15 protein-coding genes are annotated in these 21,441 nt (G+C 43.0%); 2 read left to right on the top strand and 13 right to left on the bottom strand.

Features of this window, described 5'->3' with window-relative positions; translation table 11 throughout:
* Positions 1 to 52: 52 nt before the first annotated feature.
* The gene (gene ettA / locus K6V30_RS17930; RefSeq protein ID WP_010537804.1) at positions 53 to 1,741 is read left to right on the top strand and encodes an energy-dependent translational throttle protein EttA; all 1,689 of its coding nucleotides are present in this window, start codon (positions 53 to 55) and stop codon (positions 1,739 to 1,741) included.
* A gap of 216 nt (positions 1,742 to 1,957) precedes the next feature.
* The gene (locus K6V30_RS17925) at positions 1,958 to 5,230 is read left to right on the top strand and encodes a TonB-dependent receptor (RefSeq protein ID WP_008765900.1); all 3,273 of its coding nucleotides are present in this window, start codon (positions 1,958 to 1,960) and stop codon (positions 5,228 to 5,230) included.
* 113 nt (positions 5,231 to 5,343) lie between these two features.
* Here K6V30_RS17925 and K6V30_RS17920 read toward each other — a convergent pair whose 3' ends face one another.
* From K6V30_RS17920 to K6V30_RS17860, 13 genes are all read right to left on the bottom strand, one after another.
* Positions 5,344 to 6,462: an endonuclease/exonuclease/phosphatase family protein gene (locus tag K6V30_RS17920; protein WP_055270044.1), complete on the bottom strand. Its 1,119-nt coding sequence runs from the start codon at positions 6,460 to 6,462 to the stop codon at positions 5,344 to 5,346.
* A gap of 1 nt (position 6,463) precedes the next feature.
* On the bottom strand, positions 6,464 to 9,181 hold the full coding sequence (locus tag K6V30_RS17915; protein ID WP_055270042.1) for a hybrid sensor histidine kinase/response regulator: 2,718 nt from the start codon (positions 9,179 to 9,181) through the stop codon (positions 6,464 to 6,466).
* 67 nt (positions 9,182 to 9,248) lie between these two features.
* On the bottom strand, positions 9,249 to 10,454 hold the full coding sequence (locus tag K6V30_RS17910; protein ID WP_055270040.1) for a glycosyltransferase family 2 protein: 1,206 nt from the start codon (positions 10,452 to 10,454) through the stop codon (positions 9,249 to 9,251).
* Between the two features lie 37 nt (positions 10,455 to 10,491).
* Positions 10,492 to 11,994 carry a hypothetical protein gene (locus K6V30_RS17905; RefSeq protein WP_055270082.1) on the bottom strand — a complete coding sequence of 501 codons (1,503 nt, stop codon included), beginning with the start codon at positions 11,992 to 11,994 and terminating at the stop codon, positions 10,492 to 10,494.
* Positions 11,995 to 12,018: 24 nt separating this feature from the next.
* Complete coding sequence (locus K6V30_RS17900; RefSeq protein ID WP_055270038.1) at positions 12,019 to 12,870, bottom strand: glycosyltransferase family 2 protein; 852 nt, start codon at positions 12,868 to 12,870, stop codon at positions 12,019 to 12,021.
* Positions 12,871 to 12,881: 11 nt separating this feature from the next.
* Positions 12,882 to 14,045: a glycosyltransferase family 4 protein gene (locus K6V30_RS25495; protein ID WP_055270036.1), complete on the bottom strand. Its 1,164-nt coding sequence runs from the start codon at positions 14,043 to 14,045 to the stop codon at positions 12,882 to 12,884.
* A 12-nt stretch (positions 14,046 to 14,057) separates the two neighbouring features.
* Entirely contained in the window at positions 14,058 to 15,215 is a 1,158-nt protein-coding gene (locus K6V30_RS17890) for a glycosyltransferase family 4 protein (RefSeq protein ID WP_008763459.1), read from the bottom strand.
* A 3-nt stretch (positions 15,216 to 15,218) separates the two neighbouring features.
* On the bottom strand, positions 15,219 to 16,130 hold the full coding sequence (locus K6V30_RS17885) for an SP_1767 family glycosyltransferase (protein WP_055270034.1): 912 nt from the start codon (positions 16,128 to 16,130) through the stop codon (positions 15,219 to 15,221).
* Positions 16,131 to 16,142: 12 nt separating this feature from the next.
* Positions 16,143 to 17,273 (bottom strand): glycosyltransferase family protein, encoded by a 1,131-nt coding sequence (locus K6V30_RS17880; protein WP_008765892.1) that lies wholly within the window; start codon positions 17,271 to 17,273, stop codon positions 16,143 to 16,145.
* Positions 17,270 to 18,745 (bottom strand): lipopolysaccharide biosynthesis protein, encoded by a 1,476-nt coding sequence (locus tag K6V30_RS17875; RefSeq protein WP_055270032.1) that lies wholly within the window; start codon positions 18,743 to 18,745, stop codon positions 17,270 to 17,272. Before K6V30_RS17875 ends, K6V30_RS17880 begins: the two co-directional genes overlap by 4 nt.
* A 23-nt stretch (positions 18,746 to 18,768) precedes the next feature.
* Positions 18,769 to 19,713: a glycosyltransferase family 2 protein gene (locus K6V30_RS17870; protein ID WP_055270030.1), complete on the bottom strand. Its 945-nt coding sequence runs from the start codon at positions 19,711 to 19,713 to the stop codon at positions 18,769 to 18,771.
* A gap of 46 nt (positions 19,714 to 19,759) precedes the next feature.
* On the bottom strand, positions 19,760 to 20,896 hold the full coding sequence (locus tag K6V30_RS17865) for a glycosyltransferase family protein (protein ID WP_055270028.1): 1,137 nt from the start codon (positions 20,894 to 20,896) through the stop codon (positions 19,760 to 19,762).
* 136 nt (positions 20,897 to 21,032) lie between these two features.
* Positions 21,033 to 21,338 (bottom strand): helix-turn-helix domain-containing protein, encoded by a 306-nt coding sequence (locus K6V30_RS17860; protein WP_224207176.1) that lies wholly within the window; start codon positions 21,336 to 21,338, stop codon positions 21,033 to 21,035.
* Between the last annotated feature and the right edge of the window lie 103 nt (positions 21,339 to 21,441).

The following is a 21,441-nucleotide window of genomic DNA, read 5'->3' as shown; positions in this document are numbered from 1 at the left end:
AAACATTTTTCTTATCTTTGTGCCATTATCAACAATATACAATCATTAATATATGGCTGACGATAAAAAAATCATCTTCTCAATGGTGGGAGTGAGCAAAGCTTTCCAACCAAATAAAAATGTACTGAAAGACATTTACCTGTCGTTCTTCTATGGAGCGAAGATTGGTATTATTGGTCTGAATGGTTCCGGTAAATCTACCTTATTGAAGATTATCGCAGGTTTGGAGAAATCCTATCAGGGGGAAGTAGTCTTCTCTCCGGGATATTCTGTGGGCTATCTGGCACAGGAACCTTATCTGGACAACACAAAGACCGTAAAAGAAGTAGTAATGGAAGGTGTGCAACCAATTGTTGACGCACTGGCAGAATACGAAGAAATCAATCAGAAATTCGGTTTGCCTGAATATTATGAAGATCAGGACAAGATGGATATTCTTTTCGCCCGTCAGGGAGAGCTGCAGGATATTATCGATGCAACCGATGCGTGGAATCTGGACAGCAAACTGGAACGTGCTATGGATGCACTCCGTTGTCCGCCCGAAGATCAGCCGGTGGAAAATCTTTCCGGAGGTGAACGCCGTCGTGTTGCCCTTTGCCGTTTGCTATTGCAGAAACCGGACATACTGTTGCTTGATGAGCCTACCAACCATTTGGATGCTGAATCTATCGACTGGCTGGAACAGCATCTCCAGCAATACGAAGGTACAGTAATCGCTGTAACCCACGACCGTTACTTCCTGGATCACGTTGCCGGATGGATTCTCGAACTTGACCGTGGTGAAGGTATTCCATGGAAAGGAAACTATTCGTCGTGGCTGGAACAGAAGACCAAGCGGATGGAGATGGAAGAAAAGACTGCCAGCAAGCGCCGCAAAACACTGGAACGTGAGTTGGAATGGGTGCGCATGGCTCCGAAAGCTCGTCAGGCTAAAGGAAAAGCCCGTCTTAATTCATACGACAAGTTGCTGAACGAAGACTTGAAGGAAAAAGAAGAGAAACTGGAAATCTTTATTCCGAACGGTCCCCGTCTGGGTAATAAGGTGATCGAGGCCAAACACGTAGCGAAGGCATACGGTGACAAACTGCTGTTTGACGATCTGAACTTTATGCTTCCTCCTAATGGTATTGTTGGCGTTATCGGTCCTAACGGTGCGGGAAAAACAACCCTTTTCCGTCTGATTATGGGATTGGAAACGGTGGATAAAGGCGAGTTTGAAGTAGGAGAGACCGTAAAGGTATCCTATGTAGACCAGCAACATAAAGACATTGACCCGAACAAGAGCGTCTATCAGGTAATCTCCGGTGGTAACGATTTGATCCGTATGGGCGGACGTGATATCAATGCACGTGCGTACCTGTCCCGTTTCAACTTTGCCGGTGCCGATCAGGAAAAACTTTGTGGTGTTCTTTCCGGTGGTGAAAGAAACCGCCTGCACTTGGCAATCGCTCTGAAAGAAGAAGGTAACGTGTTATTGCTCGATGAGCCGACCAATGACATTGACGTGAACACCCTTCGTGCTTTGGAGGAAGGTTTGGAAGACTTTGCCGGTTGTGCGGTAGTCATCTCTCACGACCGTTGGTTCCTCGACCGTATCTGTACGCATATTTTAGCTTTCGAAGGAGATTCAAATGTATTCTACTTTGAGGGTTCTTATTCAGAGTATGAAGAGAATAAACTGAAACGTCTGGGCAATGAAGAGCCGAAGCGTGTTCGTTACAGAAACTTAATGACTGACTAGTATTTGCTGACAGATTACAAGTTAAATCTCGCTTAATATACGAAAATGAAAGGCTCTGCAAGCATTGCAGGGCCTTTATTGTTTTCGAAAGCAATAAAATGTTTATCTCTCTTAAAAGAATGTAGCATAATTGTCATCTAAGTCTAAATAATATTAATTATCTTTGTGCACAGTTTCAATGAAACAAACAATTAGTATTAACTAATAAATTACATTATGTTGAAGAGAATGCGGTCTTTTTTAGTGGTCGTAATGTTACTGATTACTGCTACGATGAGTGCGCAGGTTACCACAGCAAGTATGAGTGGTAAAGTAACAGCACAAGATGAACCTATTATTGGAGCAACGATCGTTGCTATTCACGAGCCCTCCGGTACCCGCTATGGTACAGTGACCAATGTCAGTGGGCAATTCAATCTGCAAGGTATGCGTACGGGCGGCCCTTACAAAGTCGAAATCACCTATGTTGGCTATCAGTCAGCCATTTACAAGGGCATCCAGTTGTCATTAGGAGAAAACTACGTATTGAATGTTTCTTTGAAAGAAAGTTCAGAGTTGTTGGATGAAGTAGTAGTAACAGCACCAAAAACTATTGAAAAAATAGGTACCGTTACTAATGTAAGTGAACGTCAGATGAACACTTTACCTACTATTAACAGAAGTATAACAGATTTCACAAAGCTCTCTCCTTATGCAGGTGGAAGCAGTTCTTTTGCGGGGCGTGATGGACGTTATAACAATATAACGATTGATGGTGCTTCGTTTAATAATAGTTTCGGATTAAGTTCTAATAATTTACCTGGAGGAGATTCTCAACCCATATCTTTAGATGCAATCGATGAGATTACTGTAAATGTCTCTCCTTACGATGTTAAATATTCCAACTTCACAGGTGCTTCTATTAATGCTGTAACAAAAAGTGGAACAAACTCATTTTCGGGTACTGCATATACCTATCATAAACCAAGAGGATTTGCAGGGAGCTCTATTGACGGTGAGGATATTCTTAAAGCAAAAGAATACAACTCTCATTCATATGGTGTAACTTTTGGAGGTCCAATCATTAAGAATAAGCTTTTCTTCTTCTTGAATGCTGAAATTGAAAATAAGGAAACTCCGGGGGTAACTTGGCTTCCTAATCAAGATCAAAATGGAACAGGGGATAGCGGAAAACGTATCTCACGTACTTGGGTGGGTGATATGCGTACTATCAGTGACTTTGTTAAAACTAAATATGATTATGACCCCGGACAGTATGAGAACTTCAATAATTTCCAAAGTGATAATTGGAAGTTAATGGCTCGTATTGATTGGAATATACATCAGAACCATAAGTTGACAGTGCGTTTTAATTCTGTTTCCTCAGAAGATGACAGAGAAGTAAGCGCTAAGTCCACTATTATAACTAGTACTAATTCTAATCGTTATGGTTTGGATGCCTTTTCTTTTGGTAATTCAAACTATAAGATGAAAAACGTAGTAACATCGATAACAGGCGAGTTAAATAGTCGTTTCTCGAATAATGTTCAGAATAAACTGTTAGCCACATATACTCATATTAGTGATACACGCGAGCAGAAAGGCTCTGATTTTCCTTTTGTCGATATATATAAGGACGGAAAGCAATATATAACTTTAGGTACAGAAGTGTTTACTCCTAATAATCAGGTTATCAATAATGTATTTAGTCTTGTTGATAATGTGAGTATATCATTAGGAAAACATGAATTGCTTGCTGGCGTTTCTTTTGAACGCCAATATTTTAAAAATTCTTATTTGAGAGGCCCTTACGGATATTATCGTTATGATTCAATGGATGATTTTATGCAGGGAAAAGTACCTACCATTTATGGTATTACATATGGGTATAATGGTAATGATGCTCCAGGTTCTGAGTTGACATTCGGAATGGCTGGTGTATATGCCCAAGACGTATGGTCTCTTACTCCTAATTTTCGTTTGACATATGGCTTACGTCTGGATATGCCAATATATATGAATTCATTGGATTCTAACAAGTCAATAGAGGAATTAGCTTTTGTAAATAATACTCATGTCGATATTTCTAAGTGGCCGAAGACACAAGTCTTGTTTTCGCCAAGAGTCGGTTTTAATTGGGATGTAAAAGGTGATCGCTCCGTAATTGTATCAGGAGGTACAGGAATCTTTACTGGATTGTTACCTTTTGTATGGTTCACTAATCAACCAAGTAATTCGGGCTTATACCAAAATATGGTAGAGTATAATACACAAAAAAATCCGGGCTCTTTACCTGCTGACTTTGGTTTTAATCCTAATTATAGAGAAACTCTGCAGAAATATCCCAGTTTATTTCCTTCTACACCTTCAGAGCAAGCACCTGATGTTATAGCATATGTAGATCCTAAGTTTAAGATGCCGCAAGTTTGGCGTAGTAATTTGAATGTGGATATTCAACTGCCGTATGATTTTATGTTATCTGTTGGAGCAATGTATACAAGAGATATTTATAATGTTGCGCAGATCAATATGAATGAGGCTGAGCCTACGGGTGTGTATAATGAACAACCGGATCGTATTTATTGGGCTTCAAAAAAATACGAGTATAATGATTATACTAATGGTAAGAATGTAGTAGTAAAACTTTCTAATGGAGAAGATAAAGGATATCAATATTCTTTTAATGCTATTTTGACAAAGAAATACGATTTTGGTTTTACAGGGTCTATCGGCTATACTTATACAATGGCTAAAGATCTGACTGCAAATCCTGGGTCAGCACCTAATTCAGCATGGCAAAATAATGTGGCAGTAAATTCATTGAATGATCCTGGAGTATCTTATTCTTTATTTTCTACGCCTCATCGTATTATTGCTAATGCTTCTTATGAAATTAATTATGCTAAATGCTTAAAGACAACGTTCTCGTTATTTTATTCAGGATATCATACAGGACGTTATTCCTATACATATTATAATGATATGAATGGTGATGGCAATTATTCGGATTTAATATACGTGCCTAACTCTCAGGATGAAATGACCTTTGTTGATATTACAGATAAAAGTGGTGCTATTACTTATTCTGCTGTAGATCAAGCTAAAGATTTTTGGGATTTTGTGAACAATGATTCTTATCTTAAAGATCGTAAGGGAAAATATGTGGAACGTAATGGATCTTTAACACCTTGGATTAATCGCTTTGATTTTAAAATTGCTCAGGATTTTTATGCAACTTTAGGTGGGCGTAAATATGGAATACAGGTTAGCCTTGATATGCTGAATGTAGGAAATATGATTAATTCAAAATGGGGAGCATATCAATCTTGTGGTCTCAAGAGTTATGACAATGTACAGTTATTAAAAACTGCCAGCAAAGTTGGTGAACCCTTGACTTACCAGATAAATGCTAATTCACGTGAAGCTTTTAAAGAAAGATCATCATGGCAATATACCAATACCATTGGTAGTGCATGGTCTATGCAATTAGGAGTAAAAGTTACTTTCTAATACAAGTTTTAAAGTTAAAAAGAAGGATTTTATTTTAATGGGAGCCGGTTAATTCATAATGAGTTAACCGGCTTTTTTGTTGCCTTACTATATAGTGATATACAGCGTAAAGCTTATAACCTCATCCTCATCACCACCGGATTATGATCACTATACTCCAAATCCGGAGAGAAGTAATCCACCCCTTGAAACTCAGACGAATGGAGGATATAGTCGATTCTCAGCAGATGCTTGAAATATCGGAAAGTGTACATATACCCATGTCCGCAGGTCTGAAAACCATCATTCAGTTTTTCTCCTTTTACCGTTTGATATACATATGAAGAAGGGAGAGAGTTGAAGTCACCACATACCAGGGTGGGATAGGGAGAAGCGGAAATCAATTGATTGATATGTTCAGCTTGTGCGGCACGTTTCTTGAAGTTCTCGTGCAGACCATCGGCAAGGGTGAGAGCGGCACGTTCCGCACGGTCGGTATCGTCCGCACGAAGTTCTTTTTCCAGTTTGCGCTTGTTGCGGCTGACTTCCGTAGTCTGCAGATGATTGTTGAACAGACGGATCGTTTGGCCGTTAATGTCGATATCACACCACAGGCTGCAGTTGTTGGAATTTGGGTAGGTGACGAGCTGCTTCTCCTTGATAGGATAACGGCTGAACACAGCCAGTTGTAAAAGATTCTCCCCGGCAGGAGAAGAAGGAACATAGTAATACGGCCATCCGGAAAGAACGGTGCGAAGGCTGTCAATACCAAATTCATGATTGATCCCAAACTCTTGAAAACAGAAAATGTCTACCCCGAGCTCCTTCATGTAAGCAGCGATTTCCTTGCATGAGAAACCTGTGTGCTCGCGATTAAAGCTGTTAACGTTATAGGTGGCAATAGTCAGTGCTGATTCGGTGCCTCTTTCGTTTTTCTTCAGAGACAAAGATTCAGTATTCGGTTGGGAAGCTGAATCAAAAAGCGGAGACTGGAGAACACGAGTCAGGTATCCCCAGTTTCCCAATATGGCGATGAAAGGAATGAAAACCCAGCATCGCCAGCGGACCGTCCAATAGATCGCAGAGACGACATTAGCCAGCAAAAGTACCGGCAAAATCAATCCGATAAAAGGCATTAGCGTAAAGCTGTCCGGTGAAGCATCTCCGGCAAAGGCTCCGGCTAATGTGAAACCAGCCAAAATACTTGTCAGCAGGATAGACAGATAGTAGAGTAATCTATAGAAGGCTTTCATTTTACGGTAACCATTTATTAATCATATCCTTGAGCTTCGCTTGCGAGATCGGTTTGGCAATGAAGTCATTGCAGCCGACGTCCATAGCAGCTATCTGATCCTGCTGGTAGGCATAAGCACTTTGTGCGATGATGGGCACAGTGGTAGAGAGCTCACGAATAATCTTTGTGGCCTCCAGACCATCGAGATTGGGCATTTTGATGTCCATCAGGATAAGGTCCGGCTTCGCTTCGTCGTATGACATGACGGCTTCCATACCATCCCGGGCACGTATCAGCCTGTACTTCCTTCCAAGAATGGCCTTCAGCAAATCAAAGTTGCTGTCCTCATCTTCTGCTATCAGAATCGTTTGCTGGCTGGGAGAGGCATCAGCGGAACTACCTTCGGAACAGCCTTCCTCTGTATTTCCGGACACGCTGCCGGAAGCATCCTGGACAGACGTTTCAGCGAACGTTCCCATGGCTGCCGTATCACTCGGATTTCCGTTTGCATTCGTCGCATTCCGTTCCTGTTCTTCCCTATCTCCGGATGCTTGATCCGATTCGTAAGGCAGCGTGAAAGTGAAAGTCGTCCCTTTGCCTACCACCGAAGAAACAGAGATTTCGCCACCCAACCGTTCAACGATTGTTTTACAGATAGACAGTCCCAGTCCTGTGCCCTGCGCGTAGTTGTTCAGTTTGGCAAAGCGTTCGAACACACGTTCTATTTTCTCCGGTTCGATGCCCGTACCGGTGTCAGTCACGTGGAAAACAACCTGCTTGTTCACCAGCTTGTATCCGTAGCTGATGCTGCCCGCCTTTGTGAATTTGAACGCGTTGCCTATCAGGTTCGAGAACACCTGGAACACCCGGTTCTTGTCAGTCTCTATCACCAGACCATTTTCGGATGGCTCGTAGATTAGCTTCACCCCTTGTGGAGTACGGAAGACGTGGGCATCGTACACTTCCTTACACAGGCTGTGGATATTTACCGGTGCGCTGGTGAACTCAATAATGCCCGATTCGATTTTCGAAAGATCGAGAATCTCGTTGATCAGTTGCAGCAAACGTTCGTTGTTGGCCTCGACAATCTCGTAGAATGTATGCCGTTCTTCCGTATTTTCACTTTCGGCGATCAGATGCGAGAAGCCGACGATGGCATTCAGTGGAGTACGTATCTCATGACTCATATTGGCGAGGAAAGCAGATTTCAGTTTGTCGGACATTTCAGCTTTCTCCTTGGATGTCTGAAGTTCCCGTTTGATCTTTTCCAGTTCCGTGATGTCCCATTCGATGCTGACAATGATAGGAGAGGATAGTTCGTCCCCGTCCACCCGTATCTTCCGCTTGTCCAGAATGAGCTGGTTTCCGTTTTTGTCTTTTCCTTCCATCGTCCAGTGGAGTCCTTGTCCGGTAGTGGCAACCAGTACATCTTCCTCCCTTTTCTTTTCTGCCACTTCGGGCGGATAGTAGTCGAAGTCATTCTTGCCGATAGCTTCGCCGACGCACAGGTCCCGGTTGTACGATTCCCGGTTGCGGTAGATATATCTGAAATCATTGTTGACCTCCTTGACGACAATTCCGGCGGGAAGATTGTCGATGGTGGTATCCATGATCAGGTTGAGCCGTTTGATTTGCGCTTCATAGTGCAGCCGTTCGGAGATGTCGTGTGAGAACGACCAGTAACTTTCCTCTCCGGAGTCGTTGGTGACATTGTACATGATCCCTTCGTAAGCCAGTATGTTTTTGCTTATCCGCGAGGGGTGATGGGCGATGAAACTTCTGCTTCCTCCGTGAAGAATATCTTTGCAGCGTTCCTGCCAGTCATTCTCCGTTTTCATGTCCCCGGCTATTTCGTAGATTTTCAGTTTGCCGATCTCCTCACTTTCTGGAATGCCATGATTCTGGAGGAACTGGCGGTTGGCGAAGATCAGCGTGCCATCCTCTTTGGCGGCGAAGATACTCTCCTTTGCGTTGTTGATGGCATGTGTCAGCGTGTTGATATCGTTTCTGTGACGCTGTATGTAGGTGATGTTCTGGATGTACCCTTCGATGTTGCAGCTACCGTTCGGCAGCTCTTCGCGCAGATAGGCCTGCAGACGCATGTAGTAGATCTCTCCGGCAACGCGGACGCGGTAGCTGATGCTCTCCTCGTTGGGACCTTCCTCGTTTTTGCGGCACCAGTTGGTGAAGTTCAGGCGGTCTTCTTCGACAATAAGCTGCTGGTAGTTGTCAAGAGAGATACTTCGGGAGGACTCTTCGCACAACACTCCGGTGTAGCCCATATAATAGAATACATTGTCGTATGTGTTGTACATCCACTGTCCGATCTGGGCCACTTTCTGTATCTCCCGTAAGTTCCTGTTGACCTGCTCCAGCTGGCGTTTCACGTTGCTTCGCTGGGTGATGTCCCGATATTGGCAGAGCACGTTGTCATCGTAAGGATACATGATACACTTGAAGTAATAGGTATCATCTTTCAGTTCCAGCTTGTAGTTTTTGCTGATGCTGCGCTGTTCCCGGAGTACGGTTTCGAAGGTGCTGTAGACCTTCTCCCGGGTATGTTCGGGCATTAATTCGAATATATTTTTTCCTAAGAGCCTCTCTTCTTGCAAAAACCATAAATTGCTATGAATATCAATATCAATGCAAATGCCATTTCTATCGACTAATAGCATGGTGTCGGCAGTCAGTTTCAGTATCCTCTGCGCATTATCCGCCTCATGTAATGTTCTGTTCATGCTTGTCCGATTAGATTTATAAGATTCTGTTTCATGCAAAGATAATAAAAGATTTGTTTCTCTGTTCTTATTTTTCCGCGCGTTTTGCTTTTTCCCACGCTCCGCTTCCTTTTTTTCTTTTCAGGTAGCCGATTCCTTTGAGCACATTCACGTTCATGAATAAGAAATAATAGGGAATAAACAGTACTTTATTCTTTATTTGTCTGGTAGAGAGGTAATATCCCCAGTATCCCATTCCGTAGAAAAGAATCTGTAACCCCAGCAGGGTGCCATAAAACAGGGGAGATCCGCCCAGCAGTAAAACGACTATATTCAGCGGCAACAGCACAAACAGCAGGAATGGAGTGACAGACCAGCGCAATACCCGGTGCGACGTGTACTGAAAACTAAGGATTCCGTAACGGAAAGGGTTCAGCAACGGGCGCAGACGCCAGATCGACTGTAATCCTCCGGCAGCGATGCGCACTTTCCGTTTTTCCTCTTCACCCATATTTGCCGATCCGCTTTCGATGGCGTAGGCGTTGGTGCAGTAGGCGATGGTGTATCCTTTCATGGCGATGCGGAGAGAGAGGATGAAGTCGTCGAGCAGCGTATCCGGTTCCATCGGTTCGAAGAGTTCGCGGCGGACGGCAAACAGTTCTCCGGCAGCGCCTACAGCTGAGTAGAGACGGGAGTCGAGCGCTTTCAGTGTCGATTCGTATTTCCAGTAGATGCCTTCGCCTCCGGCGGCTGCTCCGTCCTTCGTCTGTACGGCTATACGCTTTTCTCCTGCCACGCAGCCCACTTTCGGGTTTTGAAAAGCCAGTACGATTTCACGGATTGCCTCGCTGTTGACCATCGTGTTGGCGTCCGTAAAGACGACAAGCGGGGTCCGGACGAGTGTCATTCCTCGTGTCATGGCGGCTGTCTTTCCCTGCCGTTTCGGCTGGAAGTAGACGGTTACTTTTCCGTTCCAGCGGGTTTGGAGACGGTCGTTTGTGCCGTCATCGCTTCCGTCCGTCACCCAGACGATGCGGAGTTTGTCCGCAGGGTAGTCCAGGGCGAGGCTGTTCTCCATCTTTTCGTCCACCACGTCTTCTTCGTTGAAGGCGGTGATGAAGAGGGTTACTTCCGGCAGGTCACTGTCCGGTGGCAGCACCCGTTTCACGGGTTTCACGAAAAGCTCTTTCAGCCTGACGAGCGCGTAGAGGACGATACCGTAGCCCAGATAGGTGTAGAACACCATGAACAGGGCGGACCAGAAGATGATTTCGAGGATGAGGGTTTCGTTCATAGCTATATTCTCGTTTAATAGATGTTTGTTGATTTACTTATTGAAGTCGTTTTTTCAGTGCCTCTTTTTTAGCCGATTCTTTCAGTATGTTTACAAAGTAGAGGGCGTCTGCTTTGTTGGAAGCATCGGAAGGATTGGCCTCATATCGTTTTACGAAATTCTCGGCGTGTTCAAACAGGTATTTCCGACAGTCGATATTGAGCATGATACCGTCTTTGTAGTCAGCATAAGATAGTCCGGTCAATGCATCATTTCCTTCGATGGAAACAATGTCATACATGCTAATTCCCGACAAATTGATAGTGGTAGAAGGATAGTAGAAGAACTTTTCTCCCGGTAAATTTACTGTTAATTTGAAAGAACTTGCGTCTATTTGTGCTATACTAATATGGCTGTTTAAACGATAATAGTTATATTCATAATATTCTTCCTGGCTTGGAAACCATAACGAATCATCCCCATCTTTACCATAATTACTATTTAACCATAATAAAAAGTCGATCCAATTGTTGTCCGTACCATGAACACCTATGCAGATTGCTTTACGTTCTTCTTTGGGTAATTTTAGCAGGTCAGTAATCTGTTGTTTAAAATATGCTGGTGAATCGTTAAACTCCCGTTCTATCAGAGATTTTTGTAAAGTTTCAGACACTTGATACGGATATAGGGTAATTGCTCCTGCTTGTGCGGTCATCGTTTGAATTTCCGGACATTGAAGAGCAGCAGTTACGTATGTCTTATTTCCATTGGGTTCAGCAAGAAATTTGCATCCCCTTCCTGTGAGTTTCTCTACAATAATGTTTTGGGCAATATCAAAATGTTCCAATATTTGTATTGGATCATTAGCATCCTTTGTCATTACATCATGGAGGGCAATGCCTGTTCCATAGTTCAACATCTCTCGTATGTTATCCCATATAAGTCCGGATTTCATATAAAAACGATAATAGTTTGCAGTAAACCCCGGCAGTACGTTTGTTTCAGCATCCATCCATTTTTCTTCAGGGGCAAGAGTGGTAGTAATAGCAAACCGAACTTCATTTCCTGCTCCGTCTGTACATCCCAAAGATTGGTTGGCGGAAATAATAGTAGGGGGAAGATCCCCTTTTTGCAAATGTTTGATGTCAAAATATAATTGGTGTTTCATATTCTGATCAGTGGGAGTTGGAGTAGGATAAGGTATTGAACTTGAGATCGGTTTACCGTTTATTGCAGCCCACGTACGGCAAAAAGCAGCCTGCATGCAGTCGTCTTGTGTTAGCATCAACATCCATGTCTTATTGTATTTTAAATGAGGGATTTCGACATTAATATCTTTGGTCTGTATTTCTTTTTTTGTGTGGATAATGATTTCTGCTGTAACGTTTGCTGTTTCTTTGTCGAAAGGATACATATAGACGGGAGTAGAATCTGTATCTTTTTCGTTATTGTCTTGTCCTGTATTTCTATTCTCATCGTATAGATTCATTTTTCTTATACAGGAAGTATAGGTGAAAAGACAAGCTGTTACTAAGATGATATTTACTATATATTTTGCCATATCCATAATGATTTTGATGAGACCTTATTTGATGAGATTAGAGTCTTTATCTTTGTATGCCGTCTTTTTGATAAAGAGTCCGGTGATTTCTTTCAGTGCTTTGATTACCCGTATCCATATATTATCAATCAGTGATCCTTCAGAATTTAGGGTTCCATTACTTGTAAGCACTCGTGCTTTGCTACTTGTAATAAATACGATTTTTCCATACGGTTTCATAGCTAATGCTAACGAACCGTCTTCTCCGCGGATAATATCTGTACGAAATCCAAACCGACGTCCTATTTCCGTATTAAAACTGAAAGCCATACCTCGCACACAGAGTTCAGGACGCTGGATGGCTTGTAAGCGGAGGTATATATCGCGCAGGCCTTCGTAGCACCATAGTCCGAATCGGGAATGTCTTTCGTCAACCATAAAACTCCATAAACTGAATGTACATGCAACCTTCGGATTCATTAGATATTTTACATGCGTTTCAATGTAATGCGGTGGATATAAAGTATCTGCATCAATACAAATATGATATTTTCCTTTTGCATGGTCCAATCCGCATTGGCGGGCGTATCCCGGACCTTTCTTCGTTTCGTTATAATAGGTAACTCCCAATGATTTTAATACTTCTTCCGTTTTATCCGTTGAATTGTTGTTAACGGCTATTATTTCAATGGGGAAATGGCAATGATTCTCGGAGAGTGACCAGATACAACTTACCAGATGACGTTCCTCATTGTATGCAATGAGTACAACCGATACCAGTGGAGAATCGTTTTGACGTTCTTTGAGTTGTCTTTTGACTTTGCGGATACTATCGTCAGAAATCTCATCAAAAGATTTCCCGTATACTTCCAGATAAGTTTTATACCACTTTACCATATGTTGTTCTGTTATTTAGAAGAATAAGTTAATGATTCGAATAAGTTTTTCCATTGTGGCATCACATTTTCCGGCAGAAAGCGTTTTACGTTTTCCCTGGCTTTGTGTCCCATCTTGATGCGTACATTTTCATTCTCAATCAGATAGCAGATTTTGTCTGCAAGTTCCTTGATATTTTCTTTCTCCACTAGTAGACCGTCTTCATGGTCTTTTATGATATCCGAAGGACCATGCGGACAGTCAAATGAGACACAGGGTATACCACATGACATTGCTTCTGCCAGAACGAGTCCAAAACCTTCGTATCGGGAACTCATGACATAAAAGTCGCTATCCATGTATTTTTGATAGATATCGGAAGTGGGAGGATGAAATAACACGGAATTTTCCAGTGCCAGATTTTTCCGTTTCTCCAATAACATGTTTTTGTCTTCACCCTCTCCATATATATCAAGAATCCACTCAGGGTGTTTCTGATGTACTTTACTCCAGGCATCCAGTAATAAGTCATATCCTTTCTGCTCTACCAGTCTTCCTGCGGTAATAATCCGTTTTTGAGTTTTCTTGTCTGGACTGATTTCTGCAGGATACCGGTGCAGCATATTGGGGATGATTCTTGCCTGCGGTGTTATGTCGGACCAGTCTTTCGCATCGTTGTGAGTCAGTGTTACAAAGGCGGACATATGTTTGATATACTGGTGAAGTTTCTTGTCTCTTCTTTCGAATGCCCGTCTCATCAATAGATTTCCGGCAGGTGGATTGTTTTTTTCAATACTTGTCCTCATGCTATGCGTTTCCAGTATGGTATGCGTTTTTCTTTGAAGTAAATCCATACCAGCCATAGTTGTGAATTCGCAACTAGCTCCGATGACTATGTCGGCTTGAGTTGTATGTACGAAGTTACTGAGTTTTTTAAAAAACTCTTTTTCCATTTTCCACTGCATGAACATGCGTTTGAAAAGCCCATATTGATACTGGCGATAGAATAGTATGCCCCAATCTACATGGGTCACTTTGGGTGATAAAGGGTAAACGATGGAATGTCCCCCTTGCTCCCAAGTAATAATGTATACGTGGTATCCGTAATGTTCTGCCAGATAATTAGCCTTGTCGATAAAGATTCTTTCTACGCCACCAAAAGCCGCTAGTGAGCGATATAAATAGATGATAGTCATTCTTTTCTTCTTTTATTGAGGTGCATATTCCATCAATTCTTCAAATAAACTTTTCCATTGTCGCGAGATTACTTCCATAGTAAAATCTTTGGCCCTGATTTTTGCCTGCCTACCCATTTCTATGCGGATATTCTCGTTCTCAATCAGATAGCAAATTTGCTTGGCCAATTGTTCAATGTTTCCGTTTTCTACCAAGAGCCCGTTTTTTCCATTCGTTATCATGTCCCGCGGACCGCATGGACAGGCAAAGGCAACCGGAGCAATTCCATAAGCCATTGCTTCGCCCAATACCAGAGGTAGCCCTTCGTATCGGCTTGATAAGACAAATATCGAACTCATACAGTATTTTTCGGCTATATTCGATACAGTGTGATGAAGCAGACAATTATTATTTAGTTGTAGTTCATCTATTAGTTTGGTGAACTTCTCTTTCAGGTCGCCTTCTCCATAAATATGTAGTTTCCAGTCCGGATGTCTTTGGGCGACAATGCTCCAGGCGGGGATTAGCATATCAAATCCTTTTTGGGGCGCATATCGCCCTACAGCAATAGCATTATGTGACAGAATATCTGTTTGTTTTCCTTCTACAGGAGTAGAAATAGGATTAGGGATGATGCTGATATTAGTCAGTTCCGGCCAGTCTTTAGCCCCTTCACTTGTAAGTATAATCACTCTGGACAGTTTAGACAGGTTTTTGACAAATCTGTTTGCCCATCTTTTCTTTATCATGTTGACAATCGGGCTTTTACGTTTCAGTGCTTCTGCGCCATAGGCGTAGCGGCTGACGTGAAACTCTCCGATTTTCAGGCTACCGTCTTTCAATTTAGTGATAAAGTTCAGTTCCCGGCGCATGGTTGAGATAGTAATGTCCGGTTTCAGTTCGTTCAATAGATTCGATAGTCGTTGTTTAAACCGATAGTAGCGGAACGGATACTTCAGCACTTTACTTACTATGGATTGAGAGTAGGGCAGGTCGAAAGATACTCCTAAGTCGATATGCTTTACTTTGGGGGATAATGGAAAGTGTGGTGCTTTACCCATTTGTTCGGATGTAATGATGGTGATGTCGTATCCTTCAAAATGTTCTGCAAAATAATTGGCTTTGAATGTAACTATCCGTTCTATTCCGCCAGGTGCCTGTAGTGAGGGCAGGTAATAGGCTATCTTCATGATTTAATAGATTTTAGCAATGATTTGTTTCCGATAAAATTCTCCGGCGTCGGACACTTGTTTTCCGTTGGCGGCTTCGTTTACATATTTTCGTTCCAGCTTTACTTTCCGTTTGGCTCCCATTCGCCACCATTCATATTCTACGTCCACGTGCCCTGCGTCAATTGCCTGATAACCGGACTTGAATAAATCGTAAGCCAGTACAGTAGCCGTAGGTCCTAAGGCAATGAGGAAGAGAGCGGTTTTCTCGAGTTTTTGCGCTTCATTCAGTATTTCTTCGTAGCGGTCAAATGCGTCACGGGGCGGACAAAGAATACGTCTGATGCTTTTTACATTGTCAAAGAGGTCGTTGCCTACCCCCAAACGGCTTTTTTCGCCTTCAATGAATACGACATCCCTGTCTTTCCAGATAGCTTTCATCTGGTGAAACCACCGTGGGCAGTCTTCTTTGGAAGCGAAGTCCATGTAGGGACGGGTGATGAATGTATTGTAGTATAGCCTGTCGGGCAACAGCAAGCGGTCCCACCAGCTGCCATACAGAAAGAAGTGAGTTCTCCAGAATCGGCGTGCTTTGCGGTTATAGCGATAGATGTTTTCGAAAGTATCGGAGATACAAACCAAATGTCCTTCTTCATGGCTTGTCAATACTTCCTTGAGACGCTGAGCCAAGAGTACATTTCCTTTTTGGAATCCTATTTCCTTGTCCGGGTTGGTAAGCAGCATCTCACCATCGCCGAAACGGCTCACGGAACATTGGTCTTCTACGATTATCCGGATGGTCTCATCAATGGAAGCTACCTGCGGAGTTATTTTCTGATGGCATCTGAGAGCCATGTACCAGAAATTGTACCATTCTACAGTAATGCCATAACGCAATTTATAGCGGACAGCATTGATCAGTGGCTGTATATTCATAGTGATATAGTTTCATTCAAAGGTTTCATTAATAACAATTTGCATCTGGGCTTTCCATGAAAGTGATTGCTCTATAGACATCCGTATTTGGAGCGGCGTTGTTTTCAATGATTGATAAAAGCGAATTACTTTTTCGATGTCAAGGGGCGAATCGTCCGGTGCTGCCTTAAGTATGTATGGTTGATGCTCAAAGTCATCATCCGTTTCTGAATAAACAAAAGGAATGCCTCTTGCTGCATATTCACGGTTTTTTAAGGTCTTGATTTTGTCAATACCGCTACGATGGCGAGCCAGACTGCCTATTCCCATGTCCGACTGCTCGAACACGGCATCCAGTTCTTTGCCGTATAAGGCACTATGAAAGATGATATATTTCTCTAACTGATGTTTGGCTACATCTTTTTTATAGCTGTCCACCAGTTCGGGAACCCCGAAGCCTACGATATTGAGATATACTTTATAATCATGAGTGTCCGTATGTGTACGATAGTAATTTGCCATGCCGGCTATAACTCTGTCGAAACCATGCCATGGGTGCATTGTCGCTACGGCAATCAGTTGTAGAGAATGTGCGGTATCATTCTTTGGACCTCTTAAAGGGATTTCGCTGAAATCAATTCCATTTGAGATGCGGATGGTGGGGCGATTCCAAATAATGTCATAGTCCGAAAAAGTGACGATCTTGTCAACATAGCGTGCCAGATGCTGTCGGAAACATTTGTCTATAAATAGGATTCGTTGGTATACGAATGGGAGTCCCTTATATTCTTGGTCGTATGGATATGTCGGGATTTCCATCACTATACGTGCTCCGGTCTTTTTTAGCAGTTTCATCAGCCGTATGCTGAAAGGGCTGGCATTATGGACATAGCGTACATAGATGAAGTCTATGTTTTCTTTCTGTACATAATGTACGATACTGTCAAATTCGATTCTTTTTAGGATTTTTCCTTTGATCCCGAAACCATAGTCGGCGATTATCGATTCATCTACCATACGGCGTTTATGGTTGTCCGTATCGTCTAGCCAACACGTATGCATTTCTAGTCCACATTCTTTGAGGGCTTTTACTTGATAACGTATCTTTTTACTGATTCCGTTGAATGCTTCGAAACCATGGAATATGAGGAATAATCCTTTCATTGTTTGTTCTTTTGTACCAACTTTCTATTTCTTGCAAGAGTCTTCACTTTGCCTGTGATATCATAGGTGTGTGTTACTTGCATATATGTCCCAAAGATAATAAAACTTACGAAACTTTTTGCAATAAGTGTTGCGAAAATATTCATATTTTCCATCATATAATATACAGGCGTGAGGAATGCCGTTATTAGTAGGCTGACAAGGAGTGGAGAAAGAAGTTGTCTGATAAATATCCATGCGTTTCTTTGAAAAGTTACTCGGTACATCATCCAATAGCATTGTACGAAATTGATAGTAAAAGTTATCACGATACATGTTGCTACAGCTGTCAGTGTGCCGAAATAGAATATCCCTGCCAGCATTCCGGTCACATTGAGTACGGACGAAAAGAGTCCGCAGACAAAGAGGCTCCTTGTATCACCTGCTGCCTGAAAAATAGAACCTGAAGAAGAGAGTATGATCTGAATACCGACCGAAAGTGACAGTATCCGGAATACAGGAACCGAAGGCAGCCATTGATCACCGAAAATAATCAGTGTCACTTCTTCCGCCGTAAAGAAAAGCAGTACGCTGAGCGGCAGACCGATGAATGACAGAAAACGGACAATGCGTTCGTAGGATGTTGCCAGCTTTTCCTTGTCATTCTGGAAATCGCTGAAGATGGGGTGCATTACCGGTGTGATGACTTGTGTAATATTCTGCAGAGGGAGCATCATCAAGCGGTAGGACTTTTCATAGTATCCTAGCGCTGACAGGCTCATATATTTACCGATCAGCAGTTTATCCAGATTGCGGCTGAAATAGTTGATCACGTTAAACAAGAACTGATAGGCCGAATAGGAGAATATCTTTCGGAGTACTTTCAGTCCTGACGTGAAACGCAGCCGTTGCGGATAGCGTTGATAGGAAATAACGAATATCAGTATGCTGGAAAGTATAGGATTGATGATCAGCGCATATAAGCCGGCTCCGCAAAGCGCGGCAGTTATTGCTCCGGCGCCTCCGGCTATCTGGATGATAAAGCTTCGGACAGCAATGAACTTGAACTCTTTGTTGCGGTAGAACAAGGCTCCCGGCACGATGTTGGCAGAGGCGAAGAACAGGTTGACGGACAGGAGCTGGCACAACGTCCGTAAGATCCCGCTTCCGTAGTAACCGGCGATCAGCCAGGAAGCGGCAAAAAAGAGTATGCTGATTCCGATGCCTGTCCATACGGTGAATGAGAAGATGTCCGACAGTTCTTCTTTAGTCAATGATTTATGTTGTACGATAGCAGGCGATATTCCCATATCCGTAAAGAGATTGAAAAATGCAATAATGACCGTAGCGATTGCCACTACTCCGAAGTCATCCGGAGAGAGCAACCGCGCAAGAATCCCTGCCACGACGAGTGATATAATGATTCCGCTGTATTTGGCTAGTGCCGTGTAGAATACTCCGGAAAATAACTGATGTTTAATATTGTTTGCCATTGCCTGAATGATCCTTTTCTGGTCTACTTGTGAATGATGGATTTGAATAACAAGACTCCGATGCTTCTTATAGATATGAGTTTTTTGTATCTAAACAGACACCGCCACGCCAGCCGAAGCCGGTACGGGTAAGGGAGCACATGGGCTTGCCAAATGACAGCATTCAGCATTTGCGACAGATATAAATCAATAGTATTCCTGATTTCGTATTCAGAGGTTTGTTGCTTGAATCTGACTATCTCTTGAGCAACAGTGAGATATCCTTTTAAATTTTGGAGTGAAAAATCGCATGTCATAATTGAATTTTTACGTATGCGCCGGTGAAAGAACGATCGTTGGATACAGCTTGTTCTTCGGGCTTGCAGATAAAGTAAGGTCGTGAATAGCTGATCTTCGTGTACAATGTCCGGATAAAAGAGGAGCTGCCGTTCTTCCAGAAAAGCTGTGCGGATAACGTTCAGGCAGGCGGATGGGGTGTACGTTTTGTGCTGCAATTGTATGTTGATAGCTTCGGGACCTGTATAAACCTTGTCTTCTAACTTATCGGTACGTTGGTAATTTAGTGCGGGAGCATTGCGAATATTCTCTTCAAAAAAGCTCTGGGCATCAAAGAAAACGAAATCCAGTTCTTTTTCTTCGCATTTGCTGTAGCACAACTCCATTGCATCTTTTTCCAACAGATCATCACTATCCATGAAATAGATGTATCTTCCGTGGGCATGCGTGATGCCGGCATTGCGTGCCATTGACAATCCCCGGTTGGTTTGCGAATACACCTGTATCCGACTGTCTGCCGCAGCCAGTTCTTCTGCAACTTGCAGACTGTTATCCGTGGAGCCGTCATTGATGATGATGATCTCCAATTCCCGCAGTGTCTGATTCATAATGCTTTCTACTGCCTCCCGAACATATTTTTCGGTGTTATAGACAGGTATGACGACACTGACTTTTATTTCTTTATTTTCCATAAATACTGTGTATGGCTACTCTATTGTTGTTTGTTTTTGAGATCGTTTAAAGAGAGAGGTTGGGCAGGTTTCTGTAAAGCTCCGCATATTCTTTTCCTATTTTTCCGCTGTTCATGTTTTCAATGGCATATGCATAGTTGTCTTCCCCCTTCCTTCGGGCGGACAGTTGACGGGCCGCTTCCAGTGCTCGTATGATATCAAATTTGTTGTCGGGGTGGAAGACGGGGTTGCCCGTATCCTGGAGGATTTCTCCTATATTCCCGATATTGGGACCTATGACCACTTTGTGAAAAAGGAAGGCGAGAGGTATACTGGCAGAGTTCAGAATATCTTTTCGTTGAATGAATATTACATCCGAAGCGGCCATGTAGTAAGGCAGGTCGCAGTTGTCTATAGGTTCGTCGCTGGCTCCGGCGTGCATTCTGGTTCCGGTGTGCATTCTGCGCAGGCGGTTGAGCAAGGGTATAAGCAGGTAATATCCTGTCCGGGATGTCCAGCGTTTGAAGAAGTTGCTGCCATACCTGTTGAATCTCGAAAACGGGTACAGTCGCGGAGCAAGCAGGAACTTCTTTGCTTCATCCCATTTTCGGAACGCTCCGGTCACCATCCGCCTCTCTTCACGATTCCGGAACTTTCCGAACGACGTGACGATAAACGCCTCCTGCGGCAGATTAAGATACTGGCGCGCACGTTCCATACTGATGTCCTCCTTGTACGTGTATTGATAAATAGGATGAGGAATGATGACATTCCGGCTGTCCGCATGTCTGGCTGCAAATTCGTCGCGACTGTAACGTCCCATGTGCACCACCACATCGCTTTGTTCTTCGATGATGTCATAAGCACGGCCGGTCACCTCGTCCGCATCATGCGGACGGACATTGTGGCGCGTATACACGAACCGGGCCCCACGGGACCGGAAAAAAGCGATACGCTCTTCCAGGCGGCAAATCCTGTCCGGATCGTCACAACTCCCTTCCGTCACCTCTTCGGGCCATTGGAAGTGGATGATGTCGTAAGGTGTATCCGAGTTCCAGAACTCATTTGTGGAACATCGTACGTCAATCCCCGTCGTCCTGATAGCATCGCATAAAATGGGGACAAAAAGATTGTCCGTATCTCCATTCTCTCTGAAAACGATTAATGCTTTTACCGGTGGATTGCCTATTTCATTGTCGTTCATGCTTGATTCTTTGTTTTTGGTGGGCTTTTGCCATATACAAAGGTAATAAAAGATATGATACTTTTCATCTTTTTTGCTTTTTTTCGGTGTTGTGCCTTCATTCTTTGTGTGTCCGTTTTATCTCTCTGTTTCTCTATTAGTTATCAAACGTATTCATATCTATGAGAAACAGACTCCTGTCGAAGGGGATATGCTGCTTATAGAGGTACTTCTGATAGTGGTAGCATATCGTTATGAAACTTTGTACGCTGCATTTGGTCACTTCGTTTTCGTACCGGCTCAGGGTGGAAATACTGAGATTGGTTACATCTGCCGCCTCTTCAAGGTTCAGATTACATAGATGGCGCAAATGGATGATTCGTTCTATTTGTGCATGACAGTTCTCTTCAATACGCAGCCGGTCGTTAATTTCTTCCTTGGTCGCTCTTTCGTATCCTTTCATAATTTCTTTCTTTTTACTAATTATGCCGCAAAGTTCATAGAAAAATGTCAAACATCGTTTGCAGTTCTGCAAGTAGTTTTTCAAAAAAGTATTCAGACCTTTG

The sequence above is a fragment of the Bacteroides faecis genome (assembly GCF_020091505.1).
Classification (GTDB): domain Bacteria; phylum Bacteroidota; class Bacteroidia; order Bacteroidales; family Bacteroidaceae; genus Bacteroides; species Bacteroides faecis.
Note: the sequence above shows the minus strand (reverse complement) of the source record. Positions and strands in the feature narration are given on the sequence as shown.